This is a genomic window from Bacillus sp. SRI_025, from assembly GCF_057592095.1.
The window spans coordinates 733,463-747,525 of the sequence record NZ_JBYEGB010000001.1; the positions used below are offsets into that span (position 1 = coordinate 733,463).

Sequence of the window (14,063 nt, forward strand, 5' to 3'; positions counted from 1 at the left end):
TTATCCAAAAGAAAATGCACCCTTAAAGAAATCGCCTGCACCCTTTATGAGCGAATCTGCGGTTTCTTTTGTTTTTTCTATCCCTTTATGTATCACCTGATTTGCCTGATCAATGGTATCATTGACTGCTTTCACACCTTGCCCCGCCAGTTCGAATGCTTTTTTCCCTTTATCCACGACCGCATGAATCGGGTCCTTTAATTTCACTGCCATCTGTTCAGCAAAACCGGATGTCAGCTTGGCGACTTTTTCTCCAATAAATCCACCTACCGCTGAACCAATGGCTCCGCCAACAACGGTACCAATCGGGCCTGCGAAGCTTCCTAGAGCGCCGCCGACAACGGCACCTGCGACAGAACCGCCAGCGATAAAGACCGTATTGTTCACTGCATTTCCAACAGCTTTTGCATTTTCACGCTTAAGAACTTCTGGCTGATCACCGAATTCTGCATAGTTCTCGGCAATTTTCAATCCACAGCCCACTGTTTCTGTTGCACCAGTGACAACTGTTGCAATGATGGCATTCCCTTTCGCAAACCTTGCACCATTTTTCAGAACAGACTTGATCGCAGCTGTGTCCTTCCAATTAATACTTCCTTTTGTAAAATCACGGACACTGTTTGTGAACGCAACTGTATCGTCAGGATAAAATTTTGTGAATTTCTTATGGACCAAGTCAGCCATAGGCCAGTTCGATCGTTTTAATAATTCTTTTTTACTCAACCAAATCCTTGCTAACCTGTCAAATCTCGTTCCTTCTACCCGGCTGGTCAGATCAAGCAGCAGCTTCGAATGCTGCGCTGCATATCGGCCATTTTCTTTAATGAAGGTCGTCATCCCAAGCCCGTAATATTTCGCCTGCATCATCACGATACCTGCTAAGCTCGTGAGTGTACCATATTGATCATAGATGCTGTACAATTTCCGCAATATATCATCTGCTTCGACCATTTTATCTGTTGCATGACGAATGGCAATATCATCGCTGCTCAATTTGCTGATTAACGCTTGTCCTGCTCCCCATGCATCCCCGACACCAGAAAAACAGCTTCTATACCGAGGATCGCAGCCTAAAATCAGCCCGTCCAGTTCACTATGTAAATCACGGTGCTTCGTTTCAATGGCTGACAGCTCGCCTACAAAATCATTCGCCAACCCTGTCAGCTGATCTGGATCAACCACAATGTCACGTGCCATCACATCATCTCCCTTCTCTGTTTCTTTCTCTCCGTTCTTCTCGTCTCTTTCGCTCAAGCTCTTCCATTCTGGCAATTTCAGCTTTACGCTCCTCAATTTTGACCGCTGCATCACGCAGTTCCTGACTTGTTTCAAGCAAATCCTTTTCAAATTGATCATAGCGTGCCGTTGTTTCTTCAAAGCTTTGATCAAATTTATCTCTTGCTTCTCCCTGCCAGCCTGATCCTACTGCCTTCAGCCGATTTTCCAGCAGCTGCTTTGACTGCCGAATCTCATCAGCCGCTTCCTGAAACTTTTGAGCGAGTGCCAGCGTTTGACTAGAATCCAACTTTCGCACCCCTTTCTCCCAATTTAACGTACAAATGGATGATTTTATATGTCCTCATTATAAATAAAAAGACACCCAAAAAAATCACCCTAAAGAACCATTCAGCACATCACCTAATGAAAGTAGGCCTTTTTCCTCTCTAATTGCCAGAGAAAGCCTTTCTTGTTATGAAGCGCATTCAAGACGTGATAAAATGGACGTATTCTACAAAAGGAGTGACGTATAGATGAAAGAGGAAATGATTCAGCGTTTCACAAGTTATGTGAAGGTAGATACGCAGTCAGATGCAGAAAAGGAAAGCTGCCCATCTACTGAAGGACAATTGAATCTGGCGAGACAGCTTGTTGAAGAAATGAAGTCCATTGGGATTCAAGAAGTGACAATGGATGAAAACGGCTATGTCATGGGAACGATCCCGTCTAACACAGACAAAGACGTGCCGACTATTGGCTTTTTGGCTCATATCGACACAGCCACTGACTTCACCGGCAAAAATGTAAAACCGCAGCTTCATGAGAACTATCAAGGCGGCGACATTACCTTAAATGAAGATCTACATATCGTTTTATCTCCACAACAGTTTCCAAATTTACAAAAGTACCAAGGACATACGCTGATCACAACAGATGGCACTACCCTGCTTGGTGCAGATAACAAAGCTGGTATCGCAGAAATTATGACAGCTATGCATTACCTAATTGAACACCCAGACATTAAGCATGGAAAAATCCGCGTCGCTTTTACGCCAGATGAAGAGATTGGCAGAGGGCCGCACAAGTTTGATGTTGATGCCTTTGGCGCTTCCTATGCTTACACAATTGACGGCGGACCGCTTGGCGAGCTGCAATATGAAAGCTTCAACGCAGCAGGTGCGAAAGTATCCATTAAAGGAAACAACGTCCACCCAGGAACAGCTAAGGACAAAATGGTCAGCGCTGCGAAAATCGGGATGCTCTTTCACAACAAACTTCCTTCTGACGAATCTCCGGAGTATACAGAAGGCTACGAAGGCTTTTTCCACCTGACGAAATTTGTAGGAGAAGTAGAAGAGGCGGAGCTGCAATATATTATCCGTGATTTTGATAAAGAGAAATTCAACAATCGCAAGGCATTGTTTGAAAAAATAGCAAATGACTTAAAAGCCACCTACGGAGAAAACAGCATCACCCTCAGCATTCAGGATCAATATTATAATATGAGAGAAAAAATTGAGCCGGTGAAACATATTGTGGACATAGCTCATGAAGCTATGGAAAATCGCTCAGTCACACCGGTCATTGAACCAATCCGCGGCGGCACAGATGGCTCCCAGCTTTCATATAAAGGTCTACCAACGCCAAACATCTTTACTGGCGGAGAAAACTTCCACGGTAAATATGAATTTATTTCCGTTGAAAACATGGTGAAAGCAACCGAAGTTATCGTTGAAATTGCTCGTTTATTTGAAGAAAAAGCATAGATATGTTTACAACCGTTCCTGTTCGGGAACGGTTTTTTAATAAAAGTTTACAATTTTCTGAAACTTTTATGACACTTATTCGTACTAATAGAGACAACCCCAGAAAAAATTCTTCTTGACGAGTGAAATAACTGGAAATATAATAGTTAAAAACAACCAGTATTTTAGACCTAAAATAGCGGATCAAATGAACCTTAAGAACTAAACCGATTCTGCTGCTTATTTTCAGTTATAAACATCACTCACCCTGTCTACACTTAAAGAATAGGATGAATTGGAGGAATGTCATATGATGATTTTATTGATTATCGCTTCACTTTGCTGCTACTTACTATTCTCTTTCAAAAAAGATAACCGCACCCAAAAAAGAAAAAGCGCAGAGCTTTCGGAGTTTGAAATCTTTCGTATGCGCCGCCACTACAACGGAAAACGCCGTCACCCACTAAACGAAGCACCTAAACAAGTATAAATCCAAATAAAAGAGCCTCATGAGGGGCTCTTTTTTGTTTGCATAAACAGCAAAAAACGACCAGATTCAGTGGTCGTTTTTCTTTTTATTTATATACCTTCGCAGGAACTTGAATCATAGGAATTCCAACATAATAAGGTGAAATTTCATATGGCTGGAAGACAACAGCAATTCCCTTTTTCGTGAAGTAATACTGTGTGTTGTAGTTGATTTCAATGTCACTTTTTTTCAGGTTCGCATAGAATTTACTTTTATGTTTCTTTGTGTAGTTATAAATATAATCTCTTACTTTCGTACGCTTTTTCTTTGTTTTCACAACGTCAGTCAAGAACAGCTGCTTTGTTTTTTTCTTTGTTAACACATAGTTCATGCTGGAAACCATTGTGTCCCCGTGCATGCTGCCATCATTCATGTAGTCATAGTTTAAGATACTTAGTTTCTTCCCATTGTTAAATTTCGTTTTAAACGATCTCTCGTACGTGATCTTCCCAAAGCCTTCCTTTTTCGCTTCATCCTTTAAGAACAAGTAAGTAGAATAAGAGAAAGCAATATCTTCTTTTAAATCACGATTGATGGTTTTCATATGCGCCTTGCTTAGGTTTTTCACCTGTGCATATTTGAACGTTTTTTTCTTTTTATAATAATGTGTGCTTACTTTTGCTTTTTTTGCTTGTTTGGCATCCGCAGATCCAACTGGCGCAAACAAGGAAACAATCAGTGAGAAAATAAGCAGGCTGATCGTTAGGCCTTTTTTCATTGTCATAGTAAAAACCCCCATTTTTGTCTATTACCAGATGAGTATACCATGACAAAAGAACCAAAAGAAGTATTTTTTCCATATTATTCTTCATTTTTCCACATCTGGTTTGTTTACCGTTTTCATAAGTTCCTGTATGCTTAATGTAGAATGCTAGATGAAGTGTGGTGTTTATCATAGAAGAGAATATTTTTAGTCACATTCGGACGACGTTTCATAGTTTGTCCCCAACCCAGAAAAAGATTGCCAATTACATCTTACAAAACCCTCAGAAAGTTGTGCTTCATTCTATCAGTGCACTCGCTGCTGAATGCAGCACAAGTGAAACGACGATCTTTCGTTTTCTAAGAAAAATTGGCTATGAATCGTATCAAGTGTTTCGTGTCCATGTCGCACAGGATATCGCGACCAATACGCCTCAATCCATATACGGCGAGATCGAGGCATCCGATAGTGTAGCTGACATTAAGCATAAGGTCATAGAGTTAACAACAAACTCTATCCAAGATATGAAACATATTTTAGAGGATCATGCCGTCACACAATTCATTGAACACATGAAACAGGCACATAAAACCGTCTTTTTTGGAGCAGGTGCGTCCAGCTTTATTGCTGGTGATGCTTATCATAAGTTCCTGCAGCTTGGTTTTGAAGTGAGCCTCTGCAGTGATCCGCATATGATGAATATGATTGCAACACACGCCACGGAACACGATTTTATCGTCGCAATCTCCCATTCAGGAGAAAGCAGAGAAATTCTTGACGCTGTACAGTTTGCAAAAGAAAAAGGGGCAAGGGTTGCTTCTATTACCAGCTATCCGAAATCTGAGCTCGCAAAACGGTCTGATTTTCATCTGCTTAGCTCTTCCAGAGAGACAACCTATCGATCGGACTCCATGATCTCCCGTATCAACCAGCTTGTGATCATTGATGTGCTATACGTCGCCGCTGTTTTAGAGCTAGGATCAAATGCCATTGAAAACGTGAAACGATCTAGATTAGCCGTAGCTAAAAATAAAACATGAACACAAAAGACCGGAGCTGATTCCGGTCTTTTTTTGTGACTTTTTTCATATTTTCCGTTGACACGTTCCTATCACGTCATGTACATTAAATGAACAATAGTTTATTTCCTACTATTAAATTTAAAAGATAGTATATATACTAACACAAAGAAAAGAAAGCGCTTTTTGTAAGGGTTTTCTATATAGGAGGCGGTCAACGTGACAAAGAAGATTGGATTTATTGGACTAGGTATTATGGGAAAACCGATGGCACTCAATCTATTAAAAGCCGGTCATACTTTAACGGTTTTTGACCTAAATGAGGAAGCGATTCGATCGTTACAGAAAGCCGGAGCAAAAGGTGCTGTTTCAGCAGCTGAGGCAGCTTCTGAAAGCGATATCATCATCACAATGCTTCCTAAAGGAGAGCATGTAGAGGCAGTCGTTTCAGGTGATCAAGGCATTTTAACGACAGCCGCACCTGGCACTGTCATCGTAGATATGAGCTCAATTTCTCCTGTAACCTCTAGGGCTTTAGCTGCTCTTGCCAAACAGCATCAGGTGGAATTTATCGATGCACCTGTCAGCGGCGGAGAACCGAAGGCAATAGACGGAACACTTGCCATCATGGCTGGCGGCGAAGAATCCATCTTTGAGAAAGTGAAGGATGTCCTGCTTGCGATGGGCACTGAGGTCGTATTAGTTGGGGCAAATGGGAGCGGCACAACAGCGAAGCTAGCCAATCAAATCATCGTCAATTTAAATATTGCGGCCATGTCCGAGGCGCTCGTTCTAGCCGCTAAATCAGGCATTGCCATTGATAAGATGTATGAAGCCATCCGCGGCGGACTGGCAGGAAGTGCCGTTCTCGATGCAAAAGTTCCTCTCATCTTAGAACGAAATTTTGAACCTGGTGGACGCATCGACATCAACTTGAAGGATTTAACCAATGTCATGGAAACTGCTCATGATATCGGTGTTCCTCTTCCCCTTTCTAGCCAGCTGCTTGAAATCTTCCACGCCCTCAAAGCGGACGGAAAATCCGGGCTTGATCATGGCGGCATCGTTCAATATTACGAAAAAATGGCTCATGTCGAAGTAAAGAAAGGATGAGATGATCATGAAGCAAAGCACTGACATACTGAATGCCATTCCAAAAGCAGATTCAAAGGCCATTCAATCAGCATACGAACAAGCACTGAGCAGCTTTCAGCATAAAGTCATTGTATTAGACGATGATCCAACAGGGATTCAAACCGTACATGGCGTCTCTGTTTTCACCGATTGGTCAGAAGAAAGCATTGAGGCTGGTTTTCTTGAAGACAGCCGCATGTTCTTTATACTGACCAATTCTCGCAGTATGACAGAGAAAGAAACTGCCGCTGCGCACGAAACCATTGCTGCAACCATTGTAAAGGTGGCTGAACGGCTTAATCAGGAATTCATCATTGTAAGCCGAGGAGATTCTACTCTTCGCGGACACTTTCCGCTTGAAACTGAAGTACTCAAAACGACCATTGAACAGCAAAGCTCCCGCCAGTTCGATGGAGAAATCCTTCTTCCTTTTTTCCAAGAAGGCGGACGCTTTACGATCGACAATACTCATTACGTACAGGAAGGACACGAATTAATTCCTGCTGGTGATACAGAATTTGCAAGAGACCGTACATTCGGCTTTCAATCCTCTCATCTAGGAGAATGGATTGAAGAAAAGTCAGAGGGATTGTTCACAAAAGAGAACACAACCTACATTTCGTTAGCTGATCTGCGGGCTTTACGCATCGATCAAATCAAACAACAGATCATGGGTGTGAAGGATTTCAAAAAGGTGGTTGTAAACGCAGTGGACTATGACGATGTCAAAGTCTTTGTCACCGCTCTCATTGAAGCCATTCAAGCAGGACAGCAGCTGATGTTCAGAAGTGCGGCCGCGCTCACAAAAGTACTTGGCGGTATAGGGGATCAGGCCTTATTAACAAGAGGTGACTTGATACAAGAAGAAAGCCCTCATGGTGGTCTCATTATGATCGGTTCTCATGTGAAAAAAACAACAGAACAATTAAAAGCGCTTGAGCAAAATAAAGAGATGGCTTTTATTGAATTTAATACCCACCTCGTGTTAGAGCCTGATGCCTTTCGCAAAGAAATTGACCGTGTCATTCAGCAAACTGAAGCACTGTTGGTAGCAGGTCAATCTGTGGCTGTTTATACAAGAAGAGAACGGCTTGATCTTGGGGATGATCGCCAAGAGGAAGAATTAAAGCTCTCTGTACAGATTAGTGATGCTGTAACAAGTATTGTCCAGCGCCTCACCATTCGTCCTAAGTATCTCATTGCCAAAGGCGGAATTACCTCCAGCGATATTGGGACAAGAGGACTTAGCGTGAGACGTGCGACCGTGGCAGGTCAAATCAAACCAGGGATCCCTGTTTGGCAAACAGGAGAAGAAAGTAAATTCCCTTTCATGTCTTATGTGATTTTCCCGGGAAATGTTGGGTCAAAGGATACGTTAAAAGAAGCTGTAGACATACTTGAAGGATAAGGCATAGGGGGTGTTTGCGCCCCCTTATGTACCACAAAGGAGGAAAGATCATGTCGTTAGTGTTTATTGGACTTGGCGTTTTGTTATTGCTTTTACTCATGGTTGTCTTTAAGTTAAACGCTTTCATTTCTTTGATTATTGTCTCTTTAATTGTTGCTGTGTTAGAAGGGATGACACCACTAGAAGCGATTGCTTCCGTCGAAAAAGGACTTGGAAGTACGCTTGGACACCTGGCACTCGTTCTCGGTTTTGGAGCGATGCTTGGAAAATTGATGGCTGATTCTGGCGGTGCTCAGCGTATCGCGATGACACTCATTGACCGATTTGGCATCGGAAAAATCCAATGGGCGACGATGCTGACTGGATTTGTGATTGGAATTGCTCTATTTTATGAAACCGGATTCATTATTTTAATTCCATTAGTCTTTACGATCGCTCAGGCTGCAAGACTTCCTGTGCTGTATGTGGGCATGCCGCTTGTCGCTGCTCTCATCACCACACATGGCTTCCTCCCTCCTCACCCAGGGCCGACTGCCATTGCGAATGTCTTTCAAGCAAACATGGGACAAACCTTATTGGTTGGGATTATTTTAGCGATTCCTGCTGTTTTAGTAGGTGGACTTCTGTTTACAAAACTATTTAAAAAAGACCAGTTGCACGCACATATCCCAAAGAACTTATTTAATCCAAAGGAATTCACAGAAGAAGAAATGCCTAGTTTCGGCATTAGCATTTTCACCGCTGTTTTGCCTGTATTGCTTATGACTTTCAGAGCATTTCTAGAAATTTTCTTCCCTTCCTCCCCATTGCTGCCTACCGCTGAGTTTTTAGGCGAACCGGCGATTGCACTATTAATCTCAGTGCTGCTTGCCATCTACACGTTTGGGCTTGGAAGAGGAAAGAGCATGCAGGACGTAATGAAGTCCATCGCGGATTCTATCGGCTCTATTGCCATGATTTTATTAATTATTGCGGGCGGAGGCGCCTTTAAACAGGTGCTCATTGATAGCGGCGTCGATCAATACATTGCAGGGATCATGCAAGGAAGCACACTTTCTCCCCTGCTTCTGACTTGGCTCATTGCTGCTGTCCTTCGTGTCTCTTTAGGATCAGCGACTGTCGCCGGTCTCACGGCAGCTGGCATTTCTGCACCACTGATTGGCCTGACGGGTGTCAGCCCTGAATTAATGGTGATCGCAACAGGTGCCGGCAGTATCACGTTCTCTCATGTGAATGATGCGGGTTTCTGGATTTATAAAGAATACTTTAACCTATCAATGGCTCAAACCTTTAAAACGTGGACATTGATGGTCACCGTGCTTTCACTTGTCGGACTTGCTGGTGTTCTTGTTGCTGATTTGTTCATGTAGGAAATTAAATTGTAAAAACCATTGACTTTTCCCTAAAAACGTTGAATAATTGTGTTTATTAAGAAAATTGAATCAAAAGGTAACCTTATTAAGAGTGGTGGAGGGACTGGCCCTGTGAAACCCGGCAACCGCTGTTCCTAGGAACAGAATGGTGCTAATTCCTTAAGCAAGCAGATGCTTGTTTGAAGATAAGGCAGAGTTCTCACAGTATATGATGCTCTTCCTTATCCAAGGAAGAGCTTTTTTATTTGATTTTTTAACCTGAAGAAAGAAGGGATTCAGCATGACACAAGTACAAACCATTGGAAGGAAAACAACGAAACCGCCATACCGCGCAGATCAAGTAGGAAGCTTACTTCGTTCAGAACGCATCAAGGAAGCACGCAAGCAAAAAGCAGACGGTACGCTGACAGCAGAGCAGCTCCGACAAATTGAAAACGAAGAAATTACACGTATTGTAGAGAAGCAAAAAGAAATTGGGTTAGAGGTTGTCACAGATGGTGAGTTCAGACGTGCATGGTGGCATTTTGACTTTCTGGAAGGACTCGATGGGGTTGAAGGATTTGAAGCAGATCAGGGCATTCAATTCCATAACACGACGACAAAAGCAAGAGGGATCAAGGTAACAGGCAAGATCGATTTTACAGATCATCCAATGTTGGAGGATTATCGTTTCCTTCACAGCGTCGCTGGTGATCATACGGCTAAAATGACGATTCCAAGTCCGAATATGCTCTTTTTCCGTGGAAAGCTTGAAGAAGGAGTGTATGACAGCTTAGAGGAATTCCACCATGATGTGGCACAGGCGTATAAGAAAGCCATCCGTGCTTTTTATGATGCAGGCTGCCGCTACTTGCAGCTGGATGATACGGCATGGGCCGTGTTCTTTTCTGAAAAAGGTCACGAGCAAATCAAAGCCTTTGGCCGTGAAGAGGATGAACTTCGTGAGTCGTTTGCGAAGACAATCAATGAAGCTGTTGCCGATCGCCCAGAGGATTTGGTGATTACTATGCACATTTGCCGCGGTAACTTTAAATCAACTTGGGCTGCTGAAGGTGGTTACGAAGCAGCGGCAGAAACAATTTTCGCCGGCTTAGATCTTGATGGTCTCTTTTTAGAATTCGACGACGATCGTTCTGGCGGATTTGAGCCTCTTCGATATGTGAAGAACCCAAACCTTCAAATCGTACTAGGCCTTGTCACTTCAAAATACGGTGAGCTTGAGCCAGTTGAACAGATTAAAAAACGCATTGAGGAAGCGGCTCAATATGTGGACATTAACCAAATTTGTTTGAGTCCACAATGCGGATTCGCCTCAACAGAGGAAGGCAACCTGTTAACAGAAGAACAGCAATGGGAAAAACTGCGTCATGTGATTGAGATTGCTGATCAAGTGTGGACTTCTTAGTCCCTTTGACGAAAAAAAGACAAACCGCCGTATGAGCGGTTTGTCTCTTTTTGTTAAGCGTCTAAATGATCTCCATTCGTCGCAATCACTTGTTTATACCAATCGAAGCTTTTCTTTTTCTTTCTATCTAATGTACCGTTTCCTTCGTTATCACGGTCGACATAAATGAAGCCATAGCGTTTTTTCATTTCAGCCGTTGATGCGCTGACTAGGTCAATTGGGCCCCAGCTTGTATAACCGATCAGGTCTACTCCGTCTGCGATGGCTTCTCTCGCCTCTAGCAAATGACTTCTGAGGTAATCAATTCGGTAATCGTCTTGAATTGATCCGTCTTCTTCTACTTGATCGACAGCACCCAATCCATTTTCTACGATAAACAATGGTTTTTGATAGCGGTCATACAGTTGATTCAGTGTTGTACGAAGTCCTTTCGGATCAATTTGCCAGCCCCAATCACTTGCTTCTAGATAAGGGTTTTTCACACCTTCAAATAGGTTACCGCCAGTAACTTGTTCAAGGACCTTTGGATCTGTACTCGTTACAAAACTCATATAATAACTGAAGCCAATATAGTCAACTGTATGGTTTCTTAAAATGTCTTCGTCCCCGTCTTGGAACTCAATGTTGATGTCATTTTCAAGGAAATAACGTTTCATGTAACCTGGGTAATATCCTCTTGCCTGTACATCTGAGAAGAACAATGTTTTACGGTCTTGCTCAATTGCAGCAAACATATCCTCTGGTCTTGAGCTGTACGGATATGTGGTCATCGCTGCAATCATACAGCCAATTTTTGCATCTGGAATGATTTCATGTCCTGCTTTAACAGCCAGAGCACTTGCAACAAATTGGTGATGCGCTGCTTGATATTGAATGCTTTTCTCGTCTTCCCCTTCTTCAAATACAAGCCCGCCACCAGTGAAAGGTGCATGTAACACGACATTTATTTCATTGAAAGTCATCCAATATTTCACTTTATCTTTAAAGCGAGTGAACAATGTTTTAGCGTATGTTTCATAAAGATCCACAAGCTTACGGTTTCTCCATCCACCGTAGTTTTTCACAAGTGCAAGCGGCATTTCATAGTGAGAGATCGTGACAACTGGCTCAATTCCATGCTTATGCAGTTCATCAAATACTTTTTCATAAAAAGCGAGGCCTGCTTCATTCGGTTCCGCATCGTCGCCATTTGGGAAAATACGCGGCCAAGAAATAGATAGTCTGAAGCTCTTGAATCCCATTTCTGCAAAGAGTGCAATATCTTCTTTATAGCGATGGTAGAAATCGATGGCATCATGATATAAGTTTAGGTCTTTCATTGATTCATCGAATGGATGCATAATACCATTTGGCGATACATCAGCTGTCGATAAGCCTTTTCCATCTTTATTATATGCGCCTTCAACTTGGTTGGCTGCAACAGCGCCGCCCCATAAGAAACCTTTAGGAAATGTTTTTTCTAACTTGTTCATGTTGAATGCCCTCCTCTTTTTCTTCTACACTGACTGTAAGCAGTGTCTCTTTCACTGTAATCGCTCCATCTGTTTTCGCATCAACTTGAGCATAATCATTTGTGTTGGTAACAATAACAGGTGTGGTCACATCATAGCCTTCTTGCTGAATACCCTTGATATCAAATTCAACAAGCAAATCTCCTGCTTTAACAAGATCACCGGACTGCACATGACTTGTGAAATACTTTCCGTCAAGCTTTACCGTGTCAATCCCGACATGAATAAGAAGTTCTGTGCCTTGGTCACTCTTCAAGCCAATGGCATGTTTTGTGTGAAAAATGGTTTCAACCTTGCCGTTGAACGGTGCAACAACGCGTCCAACAGTTGGTACAATGGCTGTACCTTTGCCCATGATTTCATTAGAGAATGTTGCATCATTTACTTGATTGAGCGGCTTTAATTGACCTTCAAGCGGGCTTTGTACCACTTCATTTTGAAGCGCTGCTGTGTCTTTTTTTTCTTCTGGTTTGTCTGCTTTTTTATCATCTTTCACTGGTACATCTTTGAATCCTAGAACAAGTGTCATGATTGATGCTACGACAAAGGCGATGATTAAGCCGATGATAGAGTAGACAAATGTTGGTCCAATGAATGTTGGGAGACCTGGGAGGCCTGCTGATCCAGATACCACATATGATTTTACTTTAAAGATCGACATGAACACGCCGCCTGTTGCTGCACCAATGAGGGCTGCAAAGAACGGTTTTTTCAATCGCATGTTCACACCATACATAGCAGGTTCAGTAATACCCATTAAAGCTGTAATACTTGTAGACATCGCCAATGATTTGAATGTTTTGTTTTTTGATCTTAAGAAGACACCGAATGCTGCGCCTGCTTGTGCCATGTTCGCTACAAACATCATTGGAAGAATAAAGTCAAAACCGTTTAATGTAATGTTGTTAATCATGATTGGAAGCAGTGCATAGTGCATGCCCGTAATGATCAATGGTGACATGAACCCGCCAATCAAAAGTCCGGCCAGAATACCGGCATGTTTAAACAATAAATCAATTCCACCTGAAAGGCCATTACCGATAATTCCACCAAGTGGTCCAACCGCGATGAGCATAACCGGTACAACGACAAGAAGTGTAACTGTTGGAACAAGGATGATCTTTAATGATTTTGGACTATATTTTTCTGCGAATCTTTCAACATATGAGCCGAGCCAAATGGTAAGAAGAATTGGAATCACCGATGAAGAGTACACAACGGCAACCACTGGCAAGCCGAGAAATTCTGTATTTCCCGCACCCAGTAAAGCGGTTAACTGTGGGTGCAGTGCTGCTGCTGCAATGGCAGCTGCGATATACTGATTTGTACCAATTTTTTTGGCTACGCTTACAGCAAGCAGAATCGGCAAGAAGTAAAAGGCTCCATCTCCGATAGCTGTTAAAATCGCATACGTGCTGCTTTTATCTGATATCCACTGGAATGTGAGCATCAGGGCCAAAATCCCTTTGATCATACCGGCTCCAGCGATGGCTGGAAGAATCGGTGTGAAGACACCAGAGATAAAATCGAATAGCTTTGATATCACATTTTGTTTTGACGCTTCTTCTGTACCGCCTGATTTTACATCTGTTGATAGTCCAGAGTCAGCAATCATCGCTTGATAGACATTTGAGACATCATTGCCTATAATGACATGATATTGACCTCCGCTTTGATTCACGCCCATGACGCCGTCTGTTGATTGCAGCTTTTCTTTATCTGCCTTGCTTTCATCGTATAAGTTGAAGCGAAGTCTTGTCATACAATGTGTGACTTGCTTAACATTTTTTTCACCGCCGACAAGTTCTAGCACTTCTTTTGCTGTTTGTTTGTGGTTCATTGTGTTACCCTCCAATCGTTGATTTCATCTTGATATAGAAAAAACCTAAACATCCATTAATGTCCGAGAAATAGCGATTCAGACATTAATCGATATTTAGGTTTTGCCTGCTTAACCAGTAACAATCCTTCATAGCGATTGATCGTTATTTAATTTTTATAAGTCTTTAGATATAAAA

12 protein-coding genes and 1 riboswitch are annotated in these 14,063 nt (G+C 42.4%); of the genes, 7 read left to right on the forward strand and 5 right to left on the reverse strand.

Annotation, left to right across the window (positions count from 1 at the left end; genetic code table 11):
- Together AC20OE_RS03785 and AC20OE_RS03790 are read right to left on the reverse strand one after the other, a co-directional pair.
- On the reverse strand, positions 1-1,197 hold the full coding sequence (locus AC20OE_RS03785) for a DUF6861 domain-containing protein (protein WP_024427531.1): 1,197 nt from the start codon (positions 1,195-1,197) through the stop codon (positions 1-3).
- 4 nt (positions 1,198-1,201) lie between these two features.
- Complete coding sequence (locus AC20OE_RS03790; RefSeq protein WP_024427532.1) at positions 1,202-1,525, reverse strand: WXG100 family type VII secretion target; 324 nt, start codon at positions 1,523-1,525, stop codon at positions 1,202-1,204.
- Positions 1,526-1,751: 226 nt separating this feature from the next.
- Between AC20OE_RS03790 and pepT the strand changes: the two genes are divergently transcribed.
- Positions 1,752-2,984, forward strand: coding sequence for a peptidase T (gene pepT / locus AC20OE_RS03795; protein ID WP_047202931.1), 1,233 nt, complete (start codon positions 1,752-1,754; stop codon positions 2,982-2,984).
- A 289-nt stretch (positions 2,985-3,273) separates the two neighbouring features.
- A complete protein-coding gene (locus AC20OE_RS03800) occupies positions 3,274-3,453 on the forward strand; it encodes a hypothetical protein (RefSeq protein ID WP_039182574.1) in 180 nt (59 codons plus the stop codon).
- An 85-nt stretch (positions 3,454-3,538) separates the two neighbouring features.
- Here AC20OE_RS03800 and AC20OE_RS03805 read toward each other — a convergent pair whose 3' ends face one another.
- A complete protein-coding gene (locus AC20OE_RS03805; RefSeq protein ID WP_039182576.1) occupies positions 3,539-4,216 on the reverse strand; it encodes a DUF3298 and DUF4163 domain-containing protein in 678 nt (225 codons plus the stop codon).
- A 161-nt stretch (positions 4,217-4,377) separates the two neighbouring features.
- Between AC20OE_RS03805 and AC20OE_RS03810 the strand changes: the two genes are divergently transcribed.
- The 5 genes from AC20OE_RS03810 to AC20OE_RS03830 all read left to right on the forward strand — a co-directional run bounded on the left by AC20OE_RS03810 (position 4,378) and on the right by AC20OE_RS03830 (position 10,534).
- Complete coding sequence (locus tag AC20OE_RS03810) at positions 4,378-5,235, forward strand: MurR/RpiR family transcriptional regulator (protein WP_175297110.1); 858 nt, start codon at positions 4,378-4,380, stop codon at positions 5,233-5,235.
- A 198-nt stretch (positions 5,236-5,433) separates the two neighbouring features.
- Positions 5,434-6,327: a 2-hydroxy-3-oxopropionate reductase gene (gene garR, locus AC20OE_RS03815; RefSeq protein WP_059377287.1), complete on the forward strand. Its 894-nt coding sequence runs from the start codon at positions 5,434-5,436 to the stop codon at positions 6,325-6,327.
- Positions 6,328-6,334: 7 nt separating this feature from the next.
- Positions 6,335-7,756, forward strand: a complete 1,422-nt coding sequence (locus AC20OE_RS03820; protein WP_251180924.1) for a four-carbon acid sugar kinase family protein — start codon at positions 6,335-6,337, stop codon at positions 7,754-7,756.
- Positions 7,757-7,806: 50 nt separating this feature from the next.
- Positions 7,807-9,126, forward strand: a complete 1,320-nt coding sequence (locus tag AC20OE_RS03825) for a gluconate:H+ symporter (protein ID WP_151284927.1) — start codon at positions 7,807-7,809, stop codon at positions 9,124-9,126.
- Between the two features lie 82 nt (positions 9,127-9,208).
- Positions 9,209-9,321, forward strand: a riboswitch (SAM riboswitch).
- 88 nt (positions 9,322-9,409) lie between these two features.
- Positions 9,410-10,534 carry a 5-methyltetrahydropteroyltriglutamate--homocysteine S-methyltransferase gene (locus tag AC20OE_RS03830; RefSeq protein WP_487268441.1) on the forward strand — a complete coding sequence of 375 codons (1,125 nt, stop codon included), beginning with the start codon at positions 9,410-9,412 and terminating at the stop codon, positions 10,532-10,534.
- 53 nt (positions 10,535-10,587) lie between these two features.
- On the opposite strand, the gene bglH is transcribed toward AC20OE_RS03830, so the two are convergent.
- Together bglH and AC20OE_RS03840 are read right to left on the reverse strand one after the other, a co-directional pair.
- Complete coding sequence (bglH, locus tag AC20OE_RS03835; RefSeq protein WP_487268443.1) at positions 10,588-12,006, reverse strand: aryl-phospho-beta-d-glucosidase; 1,419 nt, start codon at positions 12,004-12,006, stop codon at positions 10,588-10,590.
- Positions 11,978-13,885 carry a beta-glucoside-specific PTS transporter subunit IIABC gene (locus AC20OE_RS03840; protein WP_126682507.1) on the reverse strand — a complete coding sequence of 636 codons (1,908 nt, stop codon included), beginning with the start codon at positions 13,883-13,885 and terminating at the stop codon, positions 11,978-11,980. Before AC20OE_RS03840 ends, bglH begins: the two co-directional genes overlap by 29 nt.
- Positions 13,886-14,063 lie beyond the last annotated feature (178 nt).

Bases quoted from the DNA above. Each gene is read 5' to 3' on its own strand.
- bglH (WP_487268443.1), bottom strand. From the start codon at position 12,006: ATGAACAAGTTAGAAAAAACATTTCCTAAAGGTTTCTTATGGGGCGGC.
- AC20OE_RS03785 (WP_024427531.1), bottom strand. From the start codon at position 1,197: ATGGCACGTGACATTGTGGTTGATCCAGATCAGCTGACAGGGTTGGCG.
- AC20OE_RS03830 (WP_487268441.1), top strand. From the start codon at position 9,410: ATGACACAAGTACAAACCATTGGAAGGAAAACAACGAAACCGCCATAC.
- AC20OE_RS03800 (WP_039182574.1), top strand. From the start codon at position 3,274: ATGATGATTTTATTGATTATCGCTTCACTTTGCTGCTACTTACTATTC.
- pepT (WP_047202931.1), top strand. From the start codon at position 1,752: ATGAAAGAGGAAATGATTCAGCGTTTCACAAGTTATGTGAAGGTAGAT.
- AC20OE_RS03820 (WP_251180924.1), top strand. From the start codon at position 6,335: ATGAAGCAAAGCACTGACATACTGAATGCCATTCCAAAAGCAGATTCA.
- AC20OE_RS03825 (WP_151284927.1), top strand. From the start codon at position 7,807: ATGTCGTTAGTGTTTATTGGACTTGGCGTTTTGTTATTGCTTTTACTC.
- AC20OE_RS03840 (WP_126682507.1), bottom strand. From the start codon at position 13,885: ATGAACCACAAACAAACAGCAAAAGAAGTGCTAGAACTTGTCGGCGGT.
- AC20OE_RS03805 (WP_039182576.1), bottom strand. From the start codon at position 4,216: ATGACAATGAAAAAAGGCCTAACGATCAGCCTGCTTATTTTCTCACTG.